Annotated in this window: 21 protein-coding genes and 1 riboswitch; of the genes, 8 read left to right on the top strand and 13 right to left on the bottom strand. The window is 60.8% G+C overall.

Annotated elements, in window-relative coordinates; translation table 11 throughout:
* Positions 1-384: 384 nt before the first annotated feature.
* On the bottom strand, positions 385-1,077 hold the full coding sequence (locus tag GGD50_RS20625) for a hypothetical protein (protein ID WP_183938904.1): 693 nt from the start codon (positions 1,075-1,077) through the stop codon (positions 385-387).
* Positions 1,078-1,489: 412 nt separating this feature from the next.
* Between GGD50_RS20625 and bioB the strand changes: the two genes are divergently transcribed.
* The 6 genes from bioB to GGD50_RS20595 all read left to right on the top strand — a co-directional run bounded on the left by bioB (position 1,490) and on the right by GGD50_RS20595 (position 7,247).
* The gene (gene bioB / locus GGD50_RS20620) at positions 1,490-2,473 is read left to right on the top strand and encodes a biotin synthase BioB (RefSeq protein WP_343069985.1); all 984 of its coding nucleotides are present in this window, start codon (positions 1,490-1,492) and stop codon (positions 2,471-2,473) included.
* A complete protein-coding gene (locus GGD50_RS20615; protein WP_425503986.1) occupies positions 2,470-3,615 on the top strand; it encodes an 8-amino-7-oxononanoate synthase in 1,146 nt (381 codons plus the stop codon). The genes bioB and GGD50_RS20615 overlap by 4 nt, the downstream gene beginning before the upstream one ends.
* The gene (gene bioD, locus GGD50_RS20610) at positions 3,612-4,250 is read left to right on the top strand and encodes a dethiobiotin synthase (protein ID WP_183938900.1); all 639 of its coding nucleotides are present in this window, start codon (positions 3,612-3,614) and stop codon (positions 4,248-4,250) included. Before GGD50_RS20615 ends, bioD begins: the two co-directional genes overlap by 4 nt.
* Positions 4,247-5,518, top strand: coding sequence for an adenosylmethionine--8-amino-7-oxononanoate transaminase (locus tag GGD50_RS20605; protein ID WP_183938898.1), 1,272 nt, complete (start codon positions 4,247-4,249; stop codon positions 5,516-5,518). Before bioD ends, GGD50_RS20605 begins: the two co-directional genes overlap by 4 nt.
* Complete coding sequence (locus tag GGD50_RS20600; protein WP_183938896.1) at positions 5,515-6,501, top strand: beta-ketoacyl-ACP synthase III; 987 nt, start codon at positions 5,515-5,517, stop codon at positions 6,499-6,501. The genes GGD50_RS20605 and GGD50_RS20600 overlap by 4 nt, the downstream gene beginning before the upstream one ends.
* Before the next feature lie 113 nt (positions 6,502-6,614).
* Positions 6,615-7,247 carry a GntR family transcriptional regulator gene (locus GGD50_RS20595; RefSeq protein ID WP_183938894.1) on the top strand — a complete coding sequence of 211 codons (633 nt, stop codon included), beginning with the start codon at positions 6,615-6,617 and terminating at the stop codon, positions 7,245-7,247.
* A 2-nt stretch (positions 7,248-7,249) separates the two neighbouring features.
* On the opposite strand, the gene GGD50_RS20590 is transcribed toward GGD50_RS20595, so the two are convergent.
* Genes GGD50_RS20590 through thiC form a run of 5 tightly spaced genes read right to left on the bottom strand, consistent with a single transcriptional unit; the run spans position 7,250 to position 11,634 of the window.
* Positions 7,250-7,864, bottom strand: coding sequence for a thiamine phosphate synthase (locus GGD50_RS20590; RefSeq protein ID WP_183938892.1), 615 nt, complete (start codon positions 7,862-7,864; stop codon positions 7,250-7,252).
* Positions 7,861-8,634, bottom strand: a complete 774-nt coding sequence (locus GGD50_RS20585; RefSeq protein ID WP_183938890.1) for a thiazole synthase — start codon at positions 8,632-8,634, stop codon at positions 7,861-7,863. Before GGD50_RS20585 ends, GGD50_RS20590 begins: the two co-directional genes overlap by 4 nt.
* Before the next feature lie 3 nt (positions 8,635-8,637).
* Positions 8,638-8,835, bottom strand: a complete 198-nt coding sequence (gene thiS, locus GGD50_RS20580) for a sulfur carrier protein ThiS (protein ID WP_183938888.1) — start codon at positions 8,833-8,835, stop codon at positions 8,638-8,640.
* Positions 8,826-9,806: a glycine oxidase ThiO gene (gene thiO, locus GGD50_RS20575; RefSeq protein WP_183938887.1), complete on the bottom strand. Its 981-nt coding sequence runs from the start codon at positions 9,804-9,806 to the stop codon at positions 8,826-8,828. The genes thiS and thiO overlap by 10 nt, the downstream gene beginning before the upstream one ends.
* A 1-nt stretch (position 9,807) precedes the next feature.
* Complete coding sequence (gene thiC / locus GGD50_RS20570) at positions 9,808-11,634, bottom strand: phosphomethylpyrimidine synthase ThiC (RefSeq protein WP_183938885.1); 1,827 nt, start codon at positions 11,632-11,634, stop codon at positions 9,808-9,810.
* A gap of 92 nt (positions 11,635-11,726) precedes the next feature.
* A riboswitch (TPP riboswitch) is annotated at positions 11,727-11,859 on the bottom strand.
* Positions 11,860-12,193: 334 nt separating this feature from the next.
* Here thiC and GGD50_RS20565 point away from each other — a divergent pair.
* Positions 12,194-13,168, top strand: a complete 975-nt coding sequence (locus GGD50_RS20565; protein ID WP_183938883.1) for a UDP-glucuronic acid decarboxylase family protein — start codon at positions 12,194-12,196, stop codon at positions 13,166-13,168.
* Entirely contained in the window at positions 13,165-14,139 is a 975-nt protein-coding gene (galE, locus tag GGD50_RS20560; protein ID WP_183938881.1) for a UDP-glucose 4-epimerase GalE, read from the top strand. The genes GGD50_RS20565 and galE overlap by 4 nt, the downstream gene beginning before the upstream one ends.
* A 3-nt stretch (positions 14,140-14,142) precedes the next feature.
* On the opposite strand, the gene GGD50_RS20555 is transcribed toward galE, so the two are convergent.
* The 7 genes from GGD50_RS20555 to GGD50_RS33250 are packed head-to-tail and all read right to left on the bottom strand — an operon-like array spanning position 14,143 to position 21,547.
* Positions 14,143-15,372 (bottom strand): glycosyltransferase family 4 protein, encoded by a 1,230-nt coding sequence (locus GGD50_RS20555; RefSeq protein ID WP_183939000.1) that lies wholly within the window; start codon positions 15,370-15,372, stop codon positions 14,143-14,145.
* The gene (locus GGD50_RS20550) at positions 15,369-16,109 is read right to left on the bottom strand and encodes a class I SAM-dependent methyltransferase (RefSeq protein WP_183938879.1); all 741 of its coding nucleotides are present in this window, start codon (positions 16,107-16,109) and stop codon (positions 15,369-15,371) included. The genes GGD50_RS20555 and GGD50_RS20550 overlap by 4 nt, the downstream gene beginning before the upstream one ends.
* Positions 16,109-17,416, bottom strand: a complete 1,308-nt coding sequence (locus GGD50_RS20545; protein ID WP_183938877.1) for a glycosyltransferase family 2 protein — start codon at positions 17,414-17,416, stop codon at positions 16,109-16,111. Before GGD50_RS20545 ends, GGD50_RS20550 begins: the two co-directional genes overlap by 1 nt.
* Positions 17,413-18,636, bottom strand: coding sequence for a glycosyltransferase family 2 protein (locus GGD50_RS20540; protein ID WP_183938875.1), 1,224 nt, complete (start codon positions 18,634-18,636; stop codon positions 17,413-17,415). The genes GGD50_RS20545 and GGD50_RS20540 overlap by 4 nt, the downstream gene beginning before the upstream one ends.
* The gene (locus GGD50_RS20535) at positions 18,617-20,440 is read right to left on the bottom strand and encodes an ATP-binding cassette domain-containing protein (protein ID WP_183938873.1); all 1,824 of its coding nucleotides are present in this window, start codon (positions 20,438-20,440) and stop codon (positions 18,617-18,619) included. The genes GGD50_RS20540 and GGD50_RS20535 overlap by 20 nt, the downstream gene beginning before the upstream one ends.
* Positions 20,437-21,441, bottom strand: a complete 1,005-nt coding sequence (locus GGD50_RS20530; RefSeq protein ID WP_183938871.1) for a glycosyltransferase family 2 protein — start codon at positions 21,439-21,441, stop codon at positions 20,437-20,439. The genes GGD50_RS20535 and GGD50_RS20530 overlap by 4 nt, the downstream gene beginning before the upstream one ends.
* Positions 21,425-21,547, bottom strand: coding sequence for a hypothetical protein (locus GGD50_RS33250; protein ID WP_281397201.1), 123 nt, complete (start codon positions 21,545-21,547; stop codon positions 21,425-21,427). The genes GGD50_RS20530 and GGD50_RS33250 overlap by 17 nt, the downstream gene beginning before the upstream one ends.
* Positions 21,548-21,921 lie beyond the last annotated feature (374 nt).

Below are 21,921 nucleotides of genomic sequence, written 5' to 3'. Positions count from 1 at the left end.
TTAGCTTGATCACGCCTTACCGGTCAGGCCGCCATGGTGCTTCGGACGGCTGGCGACGGCGGCAGAGGCGTCGGAATAAACGCGATGCGAACTAGCTGACTGCTTTTGTTTTCATAGTGCCCGCGCTACTCGCTAGGATGTTTCTTGTTAACACCCGTAACAGTGGCACCTGATCCGAAGCTTGCGCGTCTTGGCTTTTTGCCGCGGCGACCTGCCGCGAGTGATGTCCTCCTGATAGGGACCAGGAAGTCTTCGTCACCCTCAATAGAGATGGCGCCACTCAGCCAGAGAAGAACCAGGGCGGCAGTCCCCGGTTCATTCACTGCAGAAATCTCGTCCTGATTGTCAGATATAACGCCCCCCCGGGGGGCCCCTACCTGCCGGTCAAGGCTGCTTCGGAGCTGAACCAAAAACCAATCGGCCGGCGCTTCCGTCGGACAGCTTCACTTTCCCCCAGGCTGACATGAGGTCCGGCGCTCTCGTGACCTCGGCCTGCCCGGTGCGACCGTCCGAGCATTTCATCGGAAGAGTAACAGTCGGACGCCGATCCTTCAGGTCGTAGGTGCCGGAGCATTTCACCGAATGCCGTGACGACTGGACCGAGAAGCGGCCATTGCCGTGCGACGCGATCGTGGAGCCTTTGAACGTCTCACCGGAATCCATTTTCGCCGAAACCGGAAGAACTATGTCGCCTTCTCCATGACCCTGCTGCTTCGGCAGGCTGGAAGCGGAGATCCTCAAAGCCCTCGAAATGCTGGGATTCATGACGTGACCTTGGACAAACTGAACATAGTCGTCGTAGGGGATGGTTCCTTTCGCGTAAGCGGTGAGAATCCGGCGGCAAAACTCAAGGCGGACATTGGCCTCTGGAACGCCCATCAGCTTCGCAAGCTTCTTTTGCGCGTCCGGCTCGATACCACTGTGGCTGCATGCCTCGATGTTCCAATTGAGAACCGTGGCATCGCTTAGTCGATTTCTGTCATATTCATACCCGCCCTTGGTCGTAACCGGCGCGGCGTTCGCCGACGCAGAAAAAACCGCCACAGTGGCGGCCACCAAAATCACAAGCTTTTTCATTTCGCCCCTTTTCCTTGGTCTGCGCAGCGCTCGCGAATCGCCCTGATTTCGTGCGCCGTATTGCTCTCCTGATGCGATCAATACACCGTAGGATTTTAAAATCGAAGACTACACGCTGCTTGAGATTGTCGACCCGAAAGCAAGGTCTACAAGCTGTGCCTTATCCCCCGTAGCGCGCCAAAATTTCGATGCGCCCGATGGCACCGCCCGCAGTCCATACGCTCTACCAACTGGCGAATTTTTGGCGCAGCAGATATCGCGCCCATTTCGCCACCTTCAGATCGTGACGTTTGGACCGCTGGATAACGTCCTTCAATTCCTTTCGCGTTACCCCTTGCAAAATTATCGATAAAAATATTTTCTATCCATAATTTGAATCTGGAGGACGTGCGCAGTGGAAAGAACCAGCCAAATTTCGGAGTTTTCGACGATTTCTGCCTCAGCATCGCCTGGCATTACGTTGGGTGAAGCCAAAACTATCTATAATTTGCCATTTAACGATCTGCTCTTGCGGGCTCAGACTATCCACCGCGCTCATTTCGACCCCAACGCCGTGCAGATGAGCCGGCTGCTATCGATCAAGACAGGCGGATGCGCCGAGGACTGCGGGTACTGCAGCCAGTCCGCCCACTATCCGACCGGCCTGAAGGCCTCGAAGCTGATGGAAGTCGAACGCGTTTTGACCGAGGCGCGCAAAGCCAAGGATGCGGGCGCGACTCGCTACTGCATGGGGGCGGCGTGGCGCAGCCCGAAGGATCGCGATATGGACACGCTGGTCGCCATGGTCGAGGGCGTGAAGGCGCTCGGCATGGAAACCTGCATGACGCTCGGCATGCTGACGGAGACTCAGGCAGGCGAACTCGCGGAAGCCGGCCTCGACTACTACAACCACAACATCGACACCTCCGAACGCTTCTATTCCGAAATCATCACCACCCGAAGCTTCGCGGACCGGCTCGATACGCTGGAAACCGTGCGTATGGCCGGCATCAAGGTGTGCGCCGGCGGAATCCTTGGCATGGGCGAGACGGTCGACGACCGGATCTCGATGCTGCTGACGCTGGCAAACCTGCCCGTGCCGCCGGAAAGCGTGCCGATCAACCAGCTCATCCCCATTCCCGGTTCGAAACTGGCCGACGCTGAACCTGTCGATGCGATCGATTTCGTCCGCACGATCGCACTGGCGCGCATCCTGATGCCGACCTCGCATCTGCGCCTTTCGGCCGGACGCACCGAAATGAGCGACGAGATGCAAGCGCTCTGTTTCTTCGCGGGCGCCAACTCCATCTTCGTCGGCGACATGCTGCTGACGGCGGACAATCCCGGCGACGATCACGACACCGCGCTCTTCCGCCGCCTCGGCCTTTCTCCCATGCCGCTGGAGCCGGCGGTGTGACGGCGACAATGCTTTCGGACTATGCCGCAACGCTTGAGGGCCTGCGACGCAAGGCACGGCTGCGCAGCCTGGCGCCGCAGCGTGGCATGGACTTTACGTCAAACGATTTTCTCGCTTTTGCGGGCGCACCACGCCTCAAGACGGCGATCATCGCGGCGATGGAAAGCGGCGTTCCGGCGGGGGCGGGCGGCTCGCGCCTGCTGCGCGGCAACCATCCGGAACACGAGGCGCTGGAGGCGGAAGCCGCCGAATTCTTCGGCGTGGAACGCGTGCTCTATTTCGGCAGCGGCTATGCCGCCAATTCCGCGCTTTTCTCGACCTTGCCGCGGCGCGAAGATCTGATCGTTCACGATGCGCTTATCCATGCCAGCGCCCATGAGGGCATTGCGGCGAGCAAGGCGGCAGCCGTCAGCATCGACCACAACGATGCGAACGCCTTCGATGACGCGATTCGAAACTGGCGCAGGGAGGGCGGTAAGGGCCGGCCCTGGATTGCCGTAGAGAGTCTATATTCCATGGACGGCGACCAAGCGCCGCTTGTTGCCCTCGCCGATATTGCCCATCGTCACGAGGCCTTCCTAGTGATCGACGAGGCCCATGCCACCGGCGTTTTCGGCACGGGCGGCAGAGGGCTTGCGGCGGGGTTGGAGGGCCGGGACAATGTGCTTGCCCTGCATACCTGCGGCAAGGCGCTGGGCGTATCGGGGGCGCTGCTTGCCGTGCCGCGCGTGCTCTCCGACTATCTCGTCAACCGCGCCCGCGCCTTCATCTATTCCACCGCGCCCTCGCCTCTCATGGCGGCGGGTGTACGCGAAGCCCTACGCATGGTGGATGACGAACCCGAGCGCCGCGAGGCGCTGGAACATCTGGTCGCCTTTGTCGGCGACGGATTAAGGAGCCGATTCGGCATAGAACCGAGCGGGTCGCAGATCCAGCCAGTTATCATCGGCGACAACGCGCGTGCGGTCCGAATTGCCGAAACTCTTCAGGCTCAAGGGTTCGATATCCGCGCGATCCGTCCGCCGACCGTGCCGGAGGGCACCGCGCGCCTGCGGCTGTCGATCACGCTCAACGTCGATTCGGAGCAGATTGCGCACATGCTGGATCGCCTCGCCGCCGCCATGGAGGAACACAGGAGATGACCGCCCGTTTCGTGGTAACTGGCACGGATACCGGCATCGGCAAAACCGTGTTTGCGGCGGCGCTGGCGGGCGCGCTCAACGCCCGATACTGGAAACCCGTGCAATCCGGACTGGAAGATGAAACGGACAGCGAAGCCGTCGCCCGACTGAGCGGACTGCCGGCTGAGCATATCCTGCCGGAAGCCTATCGCCTCTCCTCCCCGCTCTCACCGCATCTTTCGGCGCGTCTCGACGGCGTGGAAATCGACCCGGCCCGGCTCGAGCCGCCAGCCTGCACCGATCCACTGGTCATCGAAGGAGCCGGCGGCCTACTAGTGCCGGTCACGAAAAATACGGTCTTTGCCGATGTCTTCGCCCGGTGGCGCCTTCCCGTCATTCTCTGCGCCCGAACCTCGCTCGGCACCATCAATCATACGCTGCTGTCCATCGAGGCTCTGCGCAGCCGCGATATCCCCCTTTGCGGCGTAGCCTTCATCGGCGCGGAAAATGCCGACACCCAAGCGACCATTGCGGCCGTCGGGCAAGTGAAGGTGTTGGGACGGCTGCCCCTGCTGGAAAGCCTGACGGGCGAAACCCTACGCCGCGCCTTCCGCGAGAATTTCGACATTGCATCCCTGATGGAGGCAAACGCGTGACCCCCTCGCCCGTCTGGCACCCCTTTACTCAGCATGCCCTCGAACCGCCGATGAAACGCATCGTCGCGACCGAAGGCGCATATCTGTTCGACGAGGATGGCAATCGCATCCTCGACGCGATCTCGTCATGGTGGGTGATCACCCATGGCCATCGCCATCCCCATATCATGGCGGCAATCCGCGAGGCGACGGAGGCCTACGACCAGATCATCTTCGCCGAATTTACCCACGAGCCCGCAGAACTACTCGCGGAACGTCTTCTCGCCTTCGCGCCCCCTGAACTGAAACACGTCTTCTATTCGGACAGCGGATCGACGGCGGTCGAGGTGGCGATCAAGATGGCGCTCGGCGCGTTCCACAATCGTGGCATCGCGCGTGACCGCATCGTTGTGATGGAACACGGCTATCATGGCGACACGATCGGTACCATGTCCGCTGGAGAGCGTGGCGTGTTCAATGCGCCCTTCGAGCCGCTGCTCTTTGGCGTCGACCGCCTGCCCTTCCCCGAACCCGGCCGGGAACAGGAGACGCTTGACGCGTTCGAGGCCATCTGCCGCTCAGGCAAGGTCGCCGCCATTCTGATTGAACCGCTGGTGCTCGGCGCGGGCGGCATGAAGTTCTACAGCAGCGCCGTGCTTTCTGCGCTGAAGGAGATCGCCGGCCGATACGGCTGCCTGTTCATCGCCGATGAGGTGATGACCGGCTGGGGTCGCACGGGAACGCGCTTTGCCTGCGAACAGGCAGGCGTCACCCCGGATATCCTCTGCACTTCGAAGGGTCTGACGGGGGGCGCCCTGCCGCTGGCGGCAACGCTTTGCACCGCGGAGATTTTCGAGGCCCATCTGTCTCGCGATCGGCGCAAGACCTTTTTCCATTCGAGTTCTTACACTGCCAATGCAATCGCCTGTGCGGCGGCTGTCGCCAATCTGCAGGTCTGGCAGGACGAACCGGTCGAAACCCGGATTGCTGGGCTTGCAGCGCAGCATACCCGGCATCTGCGGCGCTTCCAAAACGACAAGAGATTTGTAAACGTTAGGCAATGCGGAACGATCGCCGCCCTCGATCTTGCAGTGCCCACCGGCGGCTACCTCGCCGAAGCGGGGCCGCGCATGCGCAAGCTGTTTCGCGAACGCGGGCTGCTTGTGCGCCCGCTCGGAAACGTCATCTACCTGATGCCGCCTTATTGCACGAGCGCCGCGGACATCGCCGCCGCCTATGACGCGATCGACGAAGTCGCCTCGCTCGTTCTGGAGGAGACTGGATCTTGACGCCTCTCTCCTCCCGCCTCGCCGGATTCGGTCATGCCGTTCCATCCCGCATCGTCCACAATGCGGAAATCGAAAGCCGACTCGGCCTCGAGGAAGGCTGGATCGAAAGGCGCACCGGCATCCGATCTCGCCATTGGGCAACCGAGGGCGACACACTGAGCGGCCTTGCAGCCGAGGCCGGAAAAATGGCCCTTGAGGATGCCGGGATTGCGCCGGGCGAGATCGCCATGACCCTGCTTGCCACCTCGACGCCGGACCATCTTTTGCCGCCCTCGGCGCCGCTTCTGGCGCACAAGCTCGGCTTACCAAATTCCGGAGCCATCGATCTTGCCGGAGCTTGCTCCGGCTTCCTCTACGCTCTGACGTTGGCGGATGGCTTCGTGCGGGCGCATGGGCGAGCGGCACTCGTCGTCGCCGCCAATATTCTCAGCCGTCGCATCAATCCGGCGGAGCGCGCCAGCGCCGTTCTGTTTGCCGACGGCGCCGGCGCGGTCGTGCTTGCTCCGTACCGCGATGGTCAAAGCGGTCTCAAGGCAGCCGTGTTGGCTTCGGACGGGAGTGGCTATGATCTGATTACCATTCCATCCGGCGGCAGCAACAAGCCTTTTTCTCCAGAGACTGCGGCAGACGAAGTACTAATGACGATGCGCGATGGGCGCGAGGTCTTCTCCCGCGCTGTCGATTTGATGACACGCACCTCACGCCAGGCCATGGACGAGGCAGCCGTAACGGTCTCCGCCATCGACCGCTTCATCCCGCATCAGGCGAACCTCCGCCTTTGCGACGCGGTTCGCCACAATCTCGAATTGGAAGAAAGCAAGCTTGTCAGCACGATCGCGGAATTCGGCAACTCTTCGGCTGCTACCATTCCGCTGTCCCTTTCCGTCGAAAATCGCCGCAAACCATTCAAATCCGGGGAGCGCCTTCTCATGGCCGCCGCCGGTGCTGGCCTGGCGGGCGGGGCTGTCATCCTTGCGGTCTAAACTGACGCTGTGGAACAGCTACAGTTCCACGAAGAATATGGAGAATCAACAAAGGGACAGGTAAGCATAGGACATTGAGTCGATGCGCCCCTTCTGAAACCGATGATAATTCAATGAGCGTTGCAAAAGATGATCCTATTGCCGTGCGGATAAGCCGGACACTCGCGGATCGCATTATTTCAGGCGTGATCGAAGCCGGCGCCAAGCTCAGGCAGGATCACATTGCCGAGGAATTCGGCGCGAGCCATGTGCCCGTGCGCGAGGCTTTCCGTCGCCTGGAATCCCAGGGGCTGGTGGTCAGCCAGCCGCGCAAGGGCGTGCGTGTGGTCGGCTTTAGCGTCGAAGAGGTGCGCGAAGTAGCCGAAATGCGCGCCGCCCTCGAAGTATTGGCGCTGCGCAATGCCGCACCTCATATGACCAAAGCCATCCTGGACCAGGCCGAAGAGGCGATCCACGCCGGCGATCGCGCGACTGACGTTCAGGCCTGGGAAGAGGCGAACGGCACGTTCCACCGTCTCATTCTGTCTCCCTGCAACATGCCGCGCCTGCTGAAGACGATCGAAGACCTGCATGCGGTCAGCGCACGCTTCCTGTTTTCCGGCTGGCGGGCGGAGTGGGAAGCGCCGACCGACCGCGATCATCGTGCCATTCTCAACGCGTTGCGCGCTGGGAATGTGGACGTCGCCACGGCGGTCCTTTCGCGCCATGTGCAATGGATGGGCCAGAAGCCGGGAAGCAGATCGTAGTTTCAACCTTCTCGGTGAAATGACCGGGTTGCACCAATCCACGCCAGCGTCCGTTGTTCGGGATCGGGATTGCGCGTGATGTCGGTCACCACGGCGGCACTATCCGCCCCATTTTCGAAGACGCCGGCAATGCGCTCCACCGTCAGCCCGCCAATAGCGACGAGCGGCAGCGAGCCGATGCGGCTCTTCCAGTCGCGCAGACGGTCAAGACCTTGCGGCGCCCAGGGCATCACTTTGAGAATCGTGGGATAGATCGGACCGAGCGCGATATAATCCGGGCGCGCCGCAAGCGCGGTTGCCAGCTCCGCCTCGTCATGCGTGGAAAGTCCCAGCTTCAGGCCGGCCTCACGGATGGCGGAAAGATCGGCCGTCGCCAGATCCTCCTGGCCGAGATGGATGAAATCACAGCCTTCCTCGATGGCAAGCTGCCAGTAGTCGTTGACGATCAACTGGCACGCATGCGCCGCGCAGACTGCCTTTGCCCGCCGGATGTCCGCGCGGATGTCCGGTAGCGCGCGTTCCTTGATGCGCAGTTGCACGAGTTTGACGCCAAGCGGAACCAGCCTTTCGATCCAGGCGGCACTGTCGACGATCAGGTAGAAGGGATCGAGCCTCACGCGAATACCGCCTTTCCAATTACAGGTGTCGACGGAACCGCCATGTCGCGCGGCTCCAGCATGCCGGCGCCGAATGCCTGTCGACCGGCCTCAATCGCCTTGGCGAAGGCTTCTGCCATCGCGGCGGGATCGCCCGCACCGGCAACCGCGGTGTTCAGAAGAACCGCATCGAAACCCAGCTCCATCACGGTCGTCGCATGCGACGGCCGGCCGATGCCTGCGTCGACGATCAGCGGCACGTCGGGAAAATGCGCTCGCATGGATCGAAGGGCCGAAGGATTGAGTGGCCCCGCCGCAGTGCCGATCGGGGCGCACCAGGGCATCAGCACCTTGCATCCTGCTTCCAGCAGGCGCTCGGCCACTACTAGGTCGTCGGTCGTATAGGGAAAGACCTCAAAGCCTTCGCTGGCAAGAATGCGGGCGGCCTCCACTAGCGCAAAGACATCCGGCTGCAGCGTATCGTGATTGCCGATCACCTCCAGCTTGATCCAATTGGTCTGAAACACCTCGCGCGCCATCTTGGCCGTCAGCACGGCCTCGGATACGCCGTGGCAGCCTGCCGTGTTGGGAAGAACGCGGACGCCGAGCGCCCGGATCATATCGAAAAATGCGCCGCCATTGCGCCCGCCGGCCGTTTCCCGGCGCAACGACACGGTGACGATCTCCGTCCTGGATTGCTTGACAGCTTCGGCCAGGACGGCCGGCGAAGGATAACGTGCTGTGCCGAGAAGAACACGCGATCCAACCTGGGTACCATAGAGATCAAGCATGGTTCAGCCTCCCTGCATCGGGGTCAGGATCTCGATCCTGTCATTGTCGTTCAGAAGGTGATCATCGCGATCCTCGCGATGGACGAGTTCGCCGTTGACGGCGGTTGCCAGCCACTCGCCCTCATAATCGAGCACGGCCAGAAGCTGCGAAAGTGTGGTTGCGGCAATTGTCTCGGGTTCGCCGTTTATGATCAGGCGCATCGGGGGCTCCTTTGCCTCGTCTGTTCGGAAAAGACCAGATCCGCGGCTTCGACCGCCATGGTGGGTGCCAGCAAAAAACCGTGGCGATAAAGGCCGTTGAGGATGATGACATTGCCCTCCCGCGACACCCGCGGAAGGTTGTCTGGAAAGGCAGGACGGATGCCGGAGCCGGTCTCGACGATGGCGGCATCGGCAAATGCGGGATGCAGCGCATAGGCAGTGTTCAGCAGTTCCATCAACGAGCGGGCGGTGATCGGCCCTTGGAAATCCGTCTCGATCATCGTTGCGCCGACCATGAACAGGCCTTTGCCGCGTGGCACGATATAGACGGGAAAGCGTGGATGCAGCAGTCGGACAGGACGCGCAAGCGTGACCTCCTCCGTCTGCAGATAGAGCATTTCGCCCCGGACACCCCGCAATTCCCCGTTCTGACCGATGCGGGCGGCGCCCGTGCAATCGACGACTTTGGCGAATTCGCCGTCATCCTCAATTTCATCGGCAAAGGTCACGCCCTTTGCTGAGAGATCGTTCTTCAATGACTGCAACACCTCGCGGGGATTGAGGTGCGCTTCCTGCGGGAAGAACAAGCCATGCCGGAATCGACCCGCAAGAGAGGGTTCGAGGGTGGCGATTTCGGACTCCTCTACCCAGCGATAGCCGGTCGTGCGGCTGGCAAATCGCTTCAGCTCGTTTTGATCGCGGTTCAGCGCGACGACGAGCGTTCCATTGTGGACGACCTTGCCGGGAACAATTGCTTCCCATCGGTCGACGGAATCGCGGCCACGCTCGAGAACGGCTTCATCGGCACTTTCCCGTTCGCACCAGGGCGCCAGCATGCCGCCGGCGAGCCAGGAGGCGGCCTGGCGGAAATTCCGGTTGGGATCTACGATCGTGACCTCTGCACCGCGCCGAAGCAGTTCATGAGCGACCGTGAGGCCGGCGACGCCGGCCCCTTTGACGAGGACACGCATGTCATTCGGCCGGATGTGCGGCGCCGTCAATCGGCATGTAGAGGTCGCCGCCCTCCCGATATTTTGCCGCCATCGCTTCCAGCCCCTCCTTCTGCGCCTCGGCGCGGATGTCGTGCGAAATCCGCATGGAGCAGAATTTCGGGCCGCACATCGAGCAGAAATGCGCAACCTTGTGGGCCTCCTTCGGCAAGGTTTCGTCATGGAAGCTGCGGGCGGTGTCGGGATCGAGCGACAGGTTGAACTGATCTTCCCAGCGGAATTCGAAGCGGGCACGCGACAGAGCATCGTCACGCACCTGGGCGGCCGGATGACCCTTGGCAAGATCGGCCGCATGGGCGGCGATCTTGTAGGTGATGACGCCCGTCTTGACGTCGTTGCGGTCGGGCAGGCCGAGATGCTCCTTCGGGGTGACGTAGCAGAGCATGGCCGTGCCGAACCAGCCGATCATCGCCGCTCCAATGCCCGAGGTGATGTGATCGTAGCCCGGCGCGATATCGGTCGTCAGCGGCCCGAGCGTATAGAAGGGCGCCTCGCCACAGACGGCGAGCTGCTTGTCCATGTTCTCCTTGATCTTATGCATCGGAACATGGCCGGGGCCTTCGATCATCACCTGGCAATCTTTCGCCCAGGCGATCTTCGTCAGTTCGCCGAGCGTTTCCAGTTCGGCAAACTGCGCGGCGTCGTTGGCATCAGCGATCGAGCCGGGGCGCAGGCCGTCGCCGAGCGAGAAGGAAACGTCATAGGCGCGGCAGATGTCGCAGATTTCCTCGAAATGCTCGTAGAGGAAGCTCTCGCGGTGATGATGCAGACACCACTTGGCCATGATCGAGCCGCCACGCGAAACAATGCCGGTGACGCGATTGACGGTCAGCGGGATGTAATGCAGCCGCACGCCAGCATGGATGGTGAAGTAATCGACGCCCTGTTCGGCCTGCTCGATCAACGTGTCGCGATAGACTTCCCAGGTCAGCTCCTCAGCAATGCCGCCGACCTTTTCCAGCGCCTGATAGAGTGGCACCGTGCCGATCGGCAGCGGCGAATTGCGGATGATCCATTCGCGGATGTTGTGGATATTGCGACCGGTCGAGAGGTCCATGACCGTATCTGCACCCCATCGGGCCGCCCAGACCATTTTCTCGACCTCTTCCGCCATCGAAGAGGTGACGGCGGAGTTGCCGATATTGGCGTTGATCTTCACCAGGAAGTTCCGGCCGATGATCATCGGTTCGCTTTCCGGGTGATTGATATTGGCCGGGATGATCGCCCGGCCGGCTGCGACCTCCTGGCGGACGAATTCCGGAGTCACATGATCGGGAATATGGGCACCGAAGCTCTCGCCATCGCGAACCAGGGCTTCGGCCTTGGCCTTGCGGCCGAGGTTTTCGCGGATAGCGATGAATTCCATCTCCGGCGTGATGATGCCGGCGCGCGCATAGGCGAGCTGGGTAACGGCCTTGCCGTCCTTGCCTCGCAGCGGCTGGCGCTTAGCCGGAAATTCCGGCGTCAGCCGCTCGCCGCTGACAAAGCCATTGTCTTCGGGACGCACATGGCGACCTTCATAGGCCTCGACGTCACCGCGCGCGAGCACCCAGTCGCGACGAAGCTGTGACAGGCCCTGCTCGATGCTGATATCAGCACCTTCGACCGTATAAGGACCAGAGGAATCATAGACGACGACGGGTGGCTCGCCCGATGTCGGATGAACGCTGATCTCGCGCATCGGCACGCGGATATCGGTGTGAATGTCGCCGGGAATGTAGATCTTCCGCGACGCCGGCAGCGGGCCGGTGGTGACAGTCGGGGTGAGGTTCTTTGCGGCAATGTTCATGGTTTGAGGCTCCAAGTTGCAGTTGGAGACCCAGTCAATCAGCCGGAATGATGGAAAGACGCCGGCATAGAATCCACGCGGGAATCCGAAGCCTTCGAGCGCTTGCACCGTCCCTACGCCAGTATGAACTGGATCAGGTTCAACGGGTCACTGCGCCCACAATCGGCAAAGCCGCATTGCCTAGCAGTATCTCAGCCCCTTGCCGGGACCCCCCTGGTGAATGTCGCAAAGACTATGTCCGGGGCTCGGCTTGTGTCAACCCTGGAACCACAGCCTCGGCAGACCAAGCCGAATAGGTCCGCTCACCATGAGACTAAAGTCCTACTCATGGCAAGACTTACGTCCGAAGACGCAATCTTTGGTCCGAACGCCATGGATTTGTACCGACTGCTGCTCCAGTTCCCTCCGGCGAAGAAAGCGGCGGGGTATCCGACCGCTTTTGCGAAGTATGCGGAGAAGGTCGATGAAGATGAACGCCCAAGACAGCATCCTCGCCCCGACGCCTGTCGCGGTTTCAGACGGTAGCCGCGTCACCATGTTGGCTGCAAGATAATCGGCCATGCAGCAAGCAAAGCGAATCCTAGTTACAGGCGGTGCAGGTTTCCTCGGATCATTCCTGTGCGAACGACTTCTTCAGGAAAAACAGGAGGTTATCTGCGTAGATAATTTCTTTACGGGACGTAAGAGCAACGTCTCGCACCTCCTGGACAACAAGTCGTTCGAAATCGTCCGCCATGATATCACCTTTCCCCTCTACGTAGAGGTCGATGAGATTTACAATCTCGCTTGTCCGGCAAGTCCGGTTCACTACCAATACGATCCGGTACAGACGACCAAGACCAGCGTCCACGGTGCGATCAACATGCTGGGCCTCGCCAAACGGGTCGGTGCAAAGATCCTCCAGGCCTCCACGTCCGAAGTCTATGGCGATCCCGAGATCCATCCCCAACAGGAGGATTATTGGGGCCGGGTGAACCCGATTGGCCCGCGCTCCTGTTACGACGAGGGCAAGCGCTGCGCCGAGACCCTGTTCTTCGACTATTGGCGCCAGCACCGGCTCCAGATCAAAGTGGCGCGCATCTTCAACACATACGGTCCAAGAATGAGCCCCGATGACGGCCGTGTCGTTTCCAACTTCATCGTGCAGGCGCTGCAGAACGAGCCGATAACGGTTTACGGCAACGGCCAGCAGACGCGGTCGTTCTGCTACGTCGACGACCTCATAGACGGCCTGGTTCGCCTGATGGGAACAAAGGAAGAGGTCACCGGCCCGATCAACCTTGGCAATCCGGCGGAGTTTACGATGCTGGAGCTTGCCGAACTCGTCATAAAACTGACCGGCAGCCGATCGAAGATTAAATTCCTGCCCTTGCCTGCCGACGATCCCCGTCAACGGCAACCGGACATCGGCGTTGCCATGCGTGAACTCGGCTGGAAGCCGAAGCTCCAGTTGCGAGACGGGCTTGCCAAAACGATCGCCTATTTTGACGAGCTGCTTTCGTCGGACGATTCGCACGCGGTCGCTGCTGAATGACGACCGTCCTCGTCACAGGCGGAGCCGGGTATATCGGATCGCATTGCTGCAAGGCGTTCGCGGAGGCCGGTTGGTCGATCGTCACCTACGACAATCTCTCCCGCGGCTGGCGTGACGCTGTAAAATGGGGGCCTCTGGTCGAGGGTGACATTGCCGACGCCGAGACTCTCGCGGCAGCGCTGCGCCAGTATCGCCCTGACGTCGTGGCCCATTTCGCCGCCTACGCCTATGTCGGCGAATCCGTTGAATTTCCGGAACTCTACTACCGGAACAACACATTCGGGACGTTGGTGCTCATCGAGGAAATGCTGAAAGCCGGGGTCAACCGGCTGATCTTTTCAAGTACTTGCGCTTCCTACGGCATTCCGGTGCGAACCCCGATCGACGAGACCCATCCGCAGTGGCCGATCAATCCCTATGGGTGGTCGAAATTCATGATCGAACGGATGGTGGACGATTTCTCCCGTGCTCGCGGCCTCAATGCAGTGATGCTGCGATATTTCAATGCCGCCGGATGCGACCCTGATGGCGAAATCGGCGAACGGCACGAACCCGAGACGCATGTCGTTCCACTTGCCATAGAGGCGGCGATCAAGCCGGGCCGGGTCTTTACCATCAACGGTACCGATTTCGATACGCGAGACGGCACCGCCGTCCGCGACTACATCCACGTCACCGATCTGGCCCGTGCGCATGTCCTTGGCGGTGAAAAGCTATTGCGGGATCGAGGGGTGCATGTCTACAACCTCGGCACGGGCAACGGAACGACCGTGAAGGAACTCGCCGACGCCGTTGGCCGCGTCTCCGGAAATACACTTCCCACTGCCTACGGACCCCGCAGACCCGGCGATCCGCCAGCTCTCGTCGCCTCTGCCGCCAAGGCCGAGCGGGAGCTTGGATGGGCGCCCAGGCATTCCGACATCGATGGGATCATCGACACGGCACTCGCCTGGTATCGCAGCCGGATGTGACCCTTACCGGCGTGTCGCGGTCAGAAACTCATCGAGAGCGGCGCCAACCGCTTCGATCGAGAATTTTTCCGTCACCCGCTTTCTGGCAGCCGCGCCGAGCCGTGCTCGAAGGACTCTATCGCCTTTCAATCTTGCCAGGGCCTGCGCAATTTCCTCCGGCCGCTCCTGCCCCACCATCAGACCGCCCGAGGCCTCTCCATCGGCCAGGATATCCGGCAAACCCTGCGCATCCGTGGCAACGACAGGAAGGCTGCAGGCCATCGCCTCCAGTGGCGCAACGGGCATGCCTTCGATGCGGGAGGCTGTGACATAGGCGTCGGCGGCCGAAAGCCAGCGCCGGATCAACGGCCGGTCCGTCGTGTAGCCGGAAAGCCATCGCAAATTCGACGAGCCGCTTTCACGCACGAGCTTTGCGAAGGCGTCGCTATCCTGGCCCGAGCCAATAATCACCAATTGGCTGGTTGAATCGTCGGCAAACCGCCTCCAAGCCTTCAGGAGAACGTCGAGCCCCTTGCGGCGGATATCGATACGGCCGTGATTGAGGACAATGAAGCAATCCTGCGGCAGGCCAAGGCTGTTGCGCGCCTCTACACGATCCATCGCCTGCCATTCCTCGGTATCCAGCGGATTCGGGATGTCAGCGATGTCGAGCACAATGCGCGGATAGGCCTTGGCGAGGCGCGCGCGCTCTGCGGAGGATGCAACGATCAGGCCGCGGCAAGCGCGCAGGGAAAGCTGTCTCGCAACCGCCTCTATCCGGGACAGCGTGCGATCCCCGCCCTGGAAGGTGGCATAGAGGGGAACGTTGATACGCCGCGCCAGCCACGCAAGCGCGTCGAAGCGAATATACTCATACTCCTGGGCAAGCAGCAGATCGCATCGGGAGCGGCTAAGAATCTCCTGGAAGGCCGCAAGCGGCGTTGCGGTCCAGCGCCGCAGGCTGTAGGCGGCTGGAGAATGGCCTTGCCGGGGCCGCCTTGCCGGCGCGACCCAGATCGGCGTGCCCGTGCCCGAATGCTCGTAGCGCTCGATTTTGGTCACCCGTTCAGATGCGCAGACGATGATCGGCTTGTGGCCTACCGAGCTTAAGGCGGCGGCATAGCCGAACAACCAGCCTCCCGTCATTCGCTCGACGAAATCATTGAGCTCAAGCCCAATCGGGTCGAGAAACTCCTCGATCACATCGCCCCATGGGAAGAGCGCTATGACCTGCGGCGTCCGATGGCCGATCATTTGCGCCAAGCGAATGCCGTCTCCGTGCCACGCGTGGATGGCCGGTGCATCAGATAGCCGACGAGCGTTACGGGCGCCGCTAGCGCATAGAGTACCTTGCGACGGCGACGTCCAATGCGAGAGAACGAGACGTCATGAAAGAACGCCGTGGCGGGATTGATGAATGTTGCCCGCCGTTCCGGCCGCCTGTTGAAAAGAGCCGTCAGTTGCGGGTCGCGGTATCCCCGCCGGACATGGCCCCATTCGCGCATCAACGCGCTCTCATGCGGGCAATAGCGTTTCATCGCGTTGAAATAGGGATAGTGCCAATTCATCTCAGGGGTTGAGATGAGGACATAACCGCCCGGCCGCACCACTCGTAACGCCTCCTGCGCGGCGCGGTGATCATCCTCGATATGCTCCAGCACATCGAACATGGTGACGACATCAAAACTGTTATCGTCGAGCGGCAACGAACAGGCGTCTCCGCAAATGAAGGTCGATCTCGCCCAGGAAGGCTGATGCTCGCCCAGCTCCGGATCGATATCGAGCGTAACGATCTCCGCTTCCGGATAGAGGATGCTGGCAAGGCCGCTGCGACCACCGCCGATTTCCAACACCCGTCCGAAGCCTCCGGTTTCAGCGGGAGCCACGCGGTGGATGGCGCGCATCTTTTCGCGATAGAACAAACCGTCCGTCAGCCCGTTCGGATAAGGGTTCCCGGATAGAAACCGGCCAAGTGGTGCTTTCTTGATCATCACGCTGTTTCCTTGTCAGCAGTCGCGGCGACACCCATCGAGGTTCGCCGCATTCTCCAGCCGAAGCGCAGGAGAAACTGCAGCCCGGCCAGCCAACCCTGCATTTCGGAGGCCAAAATTCCGAGGCGGCCCGGCGGCCCCTCGAAAAGCGACTTGACGAAAGTCTTCACGAAATAGACCGGCAGTTGCTTGCCAATGCGCACAATGTTTCCGCGATCGCCGAAATTGTCATACTGCGCCACGAGGGCCGCCACGTGGCCCTTCATGTAGGCCCTTATCTGCCGCTTCAGACCGGGCCAGTCGCTGCGATGATGGTGGAAGACGACGGCCCGGGGTTCGTAGAGGCAGGTTCCGCCCGTTGCCAGCAGCCGATACCAAAGCTCCGAGTCTTCGGAGCATCCTGCCGCCCCTGCCCCGAGGCGCTCGTCAAACAGGCCGACCCGCTCGAATACGGACCGCCGAAAGGCCATATTAGCACCGGCACCAATCTTCCAGACATGCGCCCCGCTCGGCCGCGTCTCTTCAAAGAAACGCCTGTCAAAGGTGAGCGGTACGAAAGTGTTTCCGAAGCCACCCATGGTGAACTGAAAGCTGCGTTGAGCGACCGTATCGAGGCGCGCCGGCAGCACAAGACCGGTAAACGCCTCAACGTCCCGTTCCGCAAAGGCACGCGCGATCTCCGCGGTCCAGCCTGGATGGGCTTCGACATCATCGTCGGTGAAGGCAATGATATTTAGCCGGCTTGCATGAATTCCGGCGTTTCTGGCCCGGCTCAAGCCAGCGCGCGGCTCATGGACATAGCGAAAATTAGGAAATTGCCCGCACACATCCCTGGCATTCCCATCTTGGGAATTGTCGACGACGATGACCTCCCCCGGAGCGCTGCGTTGTGCCGTCAGGCTGGCAAGGCATTTGCTCAGGGCCGGGCCGCGATCGCGGGTGCAGATCACCACGGAGATATCATGCGCCGGAGCCGACGACGGGATGGCAAACTCTTCGAGAGCTTCGACCAGATTTTCCGCTTCGAACGCCGCCTCGAGCGATAGCGCCTGCTTCGGCCATCCTTCATAGGTGGCGCGCAACGGTGCGCCCAGCCTGCTGCTGCGTGCTTCCAATTGCGCCGCAGCATATTCGGCCGTCAGTTGGCGCAACTGTGAGGTTCCGTAGGGCAGTTCGTCCTGCAGGGATGCTCGCGCTCCAAGCGGCAGGTCTTTCCACCAGAAGATGGACAATGCGGGCCTGCCATGGCCGCCGGCATCGCCGGCAGCGAGATCGACATGCCTCACATCAAAACTACCTGCGGTCATGGATTGCGCTCCCGGATCGCCTGAATGCGCGCACGCGAGCGGTCATATTCGCCCGCAAGGCCGTAGATCCCGCCCCACAGCTCCGCCATGCCGAAACGCAGATCATGGCCGCGAAACCGCCTTGCGGCGCGAGCAAGCGCCTTCAACTGGTCGAAGAACCACCACCGGACCATGGCGCGATGCTGCGCCCTCAATTCATCGTCGGTGCGATAGCTTTTGACCAGAAAAGCCATCATGCCGAGGCCCCAGGTCCAATATTGCCGCCTGAGCTGCGGAATGGTTTCGCGATGCTCGTGATAGACGGCATATTCCGGCTCATAGATCATCGGGCGGCCCGAACGCAGCACGCGGTAAAAGATATCGAGATCGCCGCCTCCGGGAAGCGGCGCTCCGGTATCGAGCGCTTCGTCGAAGCCGCCAAGCTTGATCAGCACTGCACGGTCGAAGGCCATGTTGCAGCCGGCACCGAGAACACCGGACCCCACGGGGTGGAGCGGATTGTCAAATCGCGCTTTGTGGAACTCCCGTCGAGCAAAGCCTCGGCCAAACCCGCCTCGTCGCTCGAAAAAGATCTGCGCCTCGGTGTCGAGGCGAAACGGCAGCACGAGGCCTGTGAAGCCGCCGACGCCGGGATTGTCCCGGCACGCTTTCGCAAGGCCCGTAAGCCAATTGCGATCCACCACGACATCGTCGTCCAGATAGGCAATGATATCGCCCCTAGCCGCATGCAGGGCGGCGTTTCGAGCAAAATCCAGCCCCGCCTTCGGTTCGAAAACGTAGCGGATATCCCTGAAGCCCGCGACGGCATCGCGCGTGGCCGTGTCCACCGAGGCATTGTCGATCACGACGATTTCGACGAACTGGAAGGCGGCTTCCGCCCGGACCCGATCGAGCGAGGCTAGCAGCCGGGAAAGACGCTGCGCGCGGTCCTTAGTGCAGATCGCGATGCTGAGGCTTGGCAGCGCCGCCGCTTCCATCGGCTGCCGCTTTCTCAGCTCGTCTTCCAGCTTTGCGACGAGGATGCGCTCGGCAAAGCGCTCGTCCGCAAGGGCTTTCAGCCTTTCGGCCGTCAGCACCGATCCGGCCGGTAGCTCGATCATTTCAAATGCGATGAGCCGACCCCGCCAGCGCGCGATCAAGCCGACCCCATTCTGCTCGGCCGAAAGTTCGATCGGCGCCAAGGGCTCCGACAAGTCGATATCAATAAGTTTGTAACTCATCACCCAACTCCCGCCCATTGCGGCGGCCGTGCTGAAATTCGTGGAGCCTGGAAAAGTGGCCTTGCCGTTTGAAGAGTTCATCCGGCGAACCGGCCTCGACCACCCGCCCCTTTGTCATCACGATGATCTGATCGGCCGCCAGAACGGTCGAAAGCCGGTGAGCGATCACGACAACGGTGCGGTTATGCGAATACTCATCGAGCGCGAGCTGAAACGCCTGTTCGGTTTCGGCGTCGAGCGCGTTCGTCGCCTCGTCCAGGAGCAGAATATCGGGATTTCGAAGTATTGTTCGGGCTAGCGCGACACGCTGCCTTTGTCCGCCCGACAGCCGCATCCCCTCATCGCCTATCCGGGTCTCGTATCCATCCGGAAGCAGTCGGATGAAATCATCCGCCTTGGCAATCTCGGCGGCTTTGCGTATCTCAGCCTCGCCAGCCTCCAGGTCGCCATAGGCGATGTTGGCCGAAATCGCGTCGTTGAAGAGATGGACCTCCTGCGACATCAACGACAGGCGCTTGCGCCAACTGCGAAGGTCGAATTCGGGAAGAGGTACGCCATCCGCGATGATCGCACCGGAGGTGGGGTCCACAAAACGAAAAAGCAGCGCCATCACCGTCGATTTGCCTGCCCCCGACTCTCCCACGATCGCGGTGGTCTTGCCCGCGGGAATGCTGAAGGAAACCTCCTGCAGGGCGAGCGGCTGGCCGGGTGCGTAGCGGAACGAGACATTCCGAAACTCGACGGCATTCCCGAACTGCGGCGCCGGCAGATGCCCCTCCGATAGAAAAGGCCTCTCCGTCCTCTGCAGAAAATCGTCAACGTCGTCGATGCTGCCGGTAAGCCCGTCCAGTGCAATCTTCGACTGCAGCAATTCCCGGGTCGGACCTTGAAGACGGTATAGCAACGACAGAAAGGCGGCCAATGCCGCAATCCCCAAGCCGACCGACTGCGCTACAAGAACGAGCGCGCCGATCAGGATTGTGATCGAGATTTCCGAGACAGGCCCGGGCGTCGCCCATAACATATCGAGCTTCAGCAGACGTCTTCGCACGTTATCGGACGTCTTCAGGAACCGATTGCGTTCATAGTCTTCCTGGGCGAAAGCGCGGATCAATTGCAGCGCGTTGATGCTTTCCCACATCCTAAGGCCGAACTGCTTGTTCTCTTCGACAACGGCCTTGCCGGTCTCGTCTGCCTGGCGCGTGGCGAGACGAATGGCCATGGCGCCAAGCAGCAGGAACATCATCGAGAAAAAAGTCAGCCGGATGGAAATCAGCAGCATAAGCAGAATGAAGACGACGAACGTGCAGAAGCAGATCATCAATCGATAGGCGAGGCTCAGTGCCTGGCTGACCTTCCAGGTGTTGTTGGCAATAGTCGTGATGATGTCCGAGCGCTTGTTTTCCACCCTGTAGTCGATGCACGAACTTATCGTCTGGTCGAAGACCCTCGCTCTCAGCCGATGCGCAACCAGACCGTCGACATACCGGGTCACCCAGGTGTTGATGAGATGGACCGCATTCTTCAGGAGGATGCTGATGCACAACACTCCGACCAGGAATGCCGTCAAATGCTGTTGCGGAACAGGCGCCAGGAGGTGGTCGAAAATTCGCTGCCATTCCCCCTCCTGCGCCGTTGCAGCACCGAGGCTCTGAATGAGGGGAATGAAAAGAAAGAGCCCGGCACCTTCGAGGACCGCCGCGGCGAGCCCGAGTCCCACGATGGTCGGACCGGCCCACCCAGGTGCTCCCGCGAGGCTGAAAAGCCGTCGCAATCGCTTGAAGAGGGAAGTGCCCGACGTCACTGGACCGTCTCCGTATAGAGAGGTCGGAACTCGGCATTCTTGCTACGCAACCTCTTCAGGCGAGCCTTGATCCAATTGGGAACCAGCCTGGCCCGGCAATAGACATCCAGCATGTTCGGCAGGTTCGAAATCGCCAGGCGTGGCTCCAAAGCCAAAAATCGTTTCAACAGATCACAGCCATCGAAAAACCGCCCGCTGACAAAGGCGCGGATGACCAGCCAATGAATCATGTCGACCAAATGCGCGTCGAGATCGGCGTCGTACTGCGGATATTTCTTGCGATACTCGGCAAGGACGATTTCACACGAACGAAGCATCTGCTTGACGTCACTCGACATGTTCGTGTTCGTCATGCGGTAGCCGACAAGGTGTTGCTGCACGACGCGAAATTCGTAGCTCTCCGCAATTCTGAGACAGATCAGAAGATCCTCGCAGCCCTGGGCTTTCCGAGCCCTCAGCGAGGGGTCGAATTTCCCGGCTTTTTCGAAGGCGGATCGGCGCATGAGCATCGAGCTGCCATTGCCGACGAAATTGTTCCTGCACATGCGTTGAAGCACGTGCCCTTCGGCGCTCGGCTGGTTATGGAGCGAGAATACGCGGCTATCCTCGTCAATAAGGGCATACCAGCAATAGGCCAATCCTGCCGACGGGCCGCCCTTATCGAGGGCTTGCCATTGAAGAGCGACCTTTGAGGGAGCCCATAAATCGTCGGCATCGACAAACGCCAGAAACTCGGCGTCAGTCGCAGCCGCACCGGTGTTGCGTGCTGCGGCGACCCCGCTGTTGGTCTGCCGGAGCATTCGAATTCGTCGGTCTTGTTTCGCATAAGCGGCTACGATCGACGTCGAACGATCCGACGAACCGTCATCGACGACGACGATGTCCAATGCCTGATGCGTCTGCTGGCAGATACTGGCCAAGGTCGCACCGATTGTTCGCTCGGCATTGAACATTGGCACCACGACCGCGACTGTGGCACTTCGCTCACTTCCCACGATCATTGCAGCCCTTAGCGCGGACGTCGGCCAACACGGCGGCGTCGCTCACGGAAATCATAACGAGTGCCGAGGCGAGGATGCCGTTCTTGGGGACGTCATTCATGTTCATCGACCTTCTCCGCATGCTTCGCAAAAGCGGGCGGTGACGCCGCTTTCTTTGCCGGGAGGAACTGGAGCAGCGGTTGGTACAAATCCATGGCATTCGGACCAAAGATTGCGTCTTCGGACGTAAGTCCTACGATTGAATGGGACTTTGGTCTGATAAAGAACGAAAACCCTGCTGCCCATCGTCTTTAGCAGGCCTTACGAGGCGACGAAGACGGAGTGGATTGGCGAGATGACCCTGTTTCTTGGGCCCTTTGCCGTGCGTGATGTCGCATTTTGGTCCGAATAGGTTCGAATCTGCACGACGCGTTTTGCTGATTTCTCCAACACTATAAGCGGAACGGCCCAGCGCAGACGGCGCTGCCGAATTGGGAGTAG

It is taken from the genome of Martinezella paranaensis (assembly GCF_014200235.1).
Taxonomy (GTDB): domain Bacteria; phylum Pseudomonadota; class Alphaproteobacteria; order Rhizobiales; family Rhizobiaceae; genus Rhizobium; species Rhizobium paranaense.
This window is presented reverse-complemented; position numbering and strand designations above follow the sequence as displayed.

Bases quoted from the DNA above. Each gene is read 5' to 3' on its own strand.
- GGD50_RS20585 (WP_183938890.1), bottom strand. From the start codon at position 8,634: ATGCTTGATCTCTATGGTACCCAGGTTGGATCGCGTGTTCTTCTCGGC.
- GGD50_RS20595 (WP_183938894.1), top strand. From the start codon at position 6,615: ATGAGCGTTGCAAAAGATGATCCTATTGCCGTGCGGATAAGCCGGACA.
- GGD50_RS20540 (WP_183938875.1), bottom strand. From the start codon at position 18,636: ATGAGTTACAAACTTATTGATATCGACTTGTCGGAGCCCTTGGCGCCG.
- GGD50_RS20530 (WP_183938871.1), bottom strand. From the start codon at position 21,441: ATGATCGTGGGAAGTGAGCGAAGTGCCACAGTCGCGGTCGTGGTGCCA.
- GGD50_RS20550 (WP_183938879.1), bottom strand. From the start codon at position 16,109: ATGATCAAGAAAGCACCACTTGGCCGGTTTCTATCCGGGAACCCTTAT.
- GGD50_RS20555 (WP_183939000.1), bottom strand. From the start codon at position 15,372: ATGATCGGCCATCGGACGCCGCAGGTCATAGCGCTCTTCCCATGGGGC.
- GGD50_RS33250 (WP_281397201.1), bottom strand. From the start codon at position 21,547: ATGAACATGAATGACGTCCCCAAGAACGGCATCCTCGCCTCGGCACTC.
- bioD (WP_183938900.1), top strand. From the start codon at position 3,612: ATGACCGCCCGTTTCGTGGTAACTGGCACGGATACCGGCATCGGCAAA.
- galE (WP_183938881.1), top strand. From the start codon at position 13,165: ATGACGACCGTCCTCGTCACAGGCGGAGCCGGGTATATCGGATCGCAT.
- thiO (WP_183938887.1), bottom strand. From the start codon at position 9,806: ATGCGTGTCCTCGTCAAAGGGGCCGGCGTCGCCGGCCTCACGGTCGCT.
- thiS (WP_183938888.1), bottom strand. From the start codon at position 8,835: ATGCGCCTGATCATAAACGGCGAACCCGAGACAATTGCCGCAACCACA.
- GGD50_RS20625 (WP_183938904.1), bottom strand. From the start codon at position 1,077: ATGAAAAAGCTTGTGATTTTGGTGGCCGCCACTGTGGCGGTTTTTTCT.
- thiC (WP_183938885.1), bottom strand. From the start codon at position 11,634: ATGAACATTGCCGCAAAGAACCTCACCCCGACTGTCACCACCGGCCCG.
- GGD50_RS20565 (WP_183938883.1), top strand. From the start codon at position 12,194: ATGCAGCAAGCAAAGCGAATCCTAGTTACAGGCGGTGCAGGTTTCCTC.
- GGD50_RS20545 (WP_183938877.1), bottom strand. From the start codon at position 17,416: ATGACCGCAGGTAGTTTTGATGTGAGGCATGTCGATCTCGCTGCCGGC.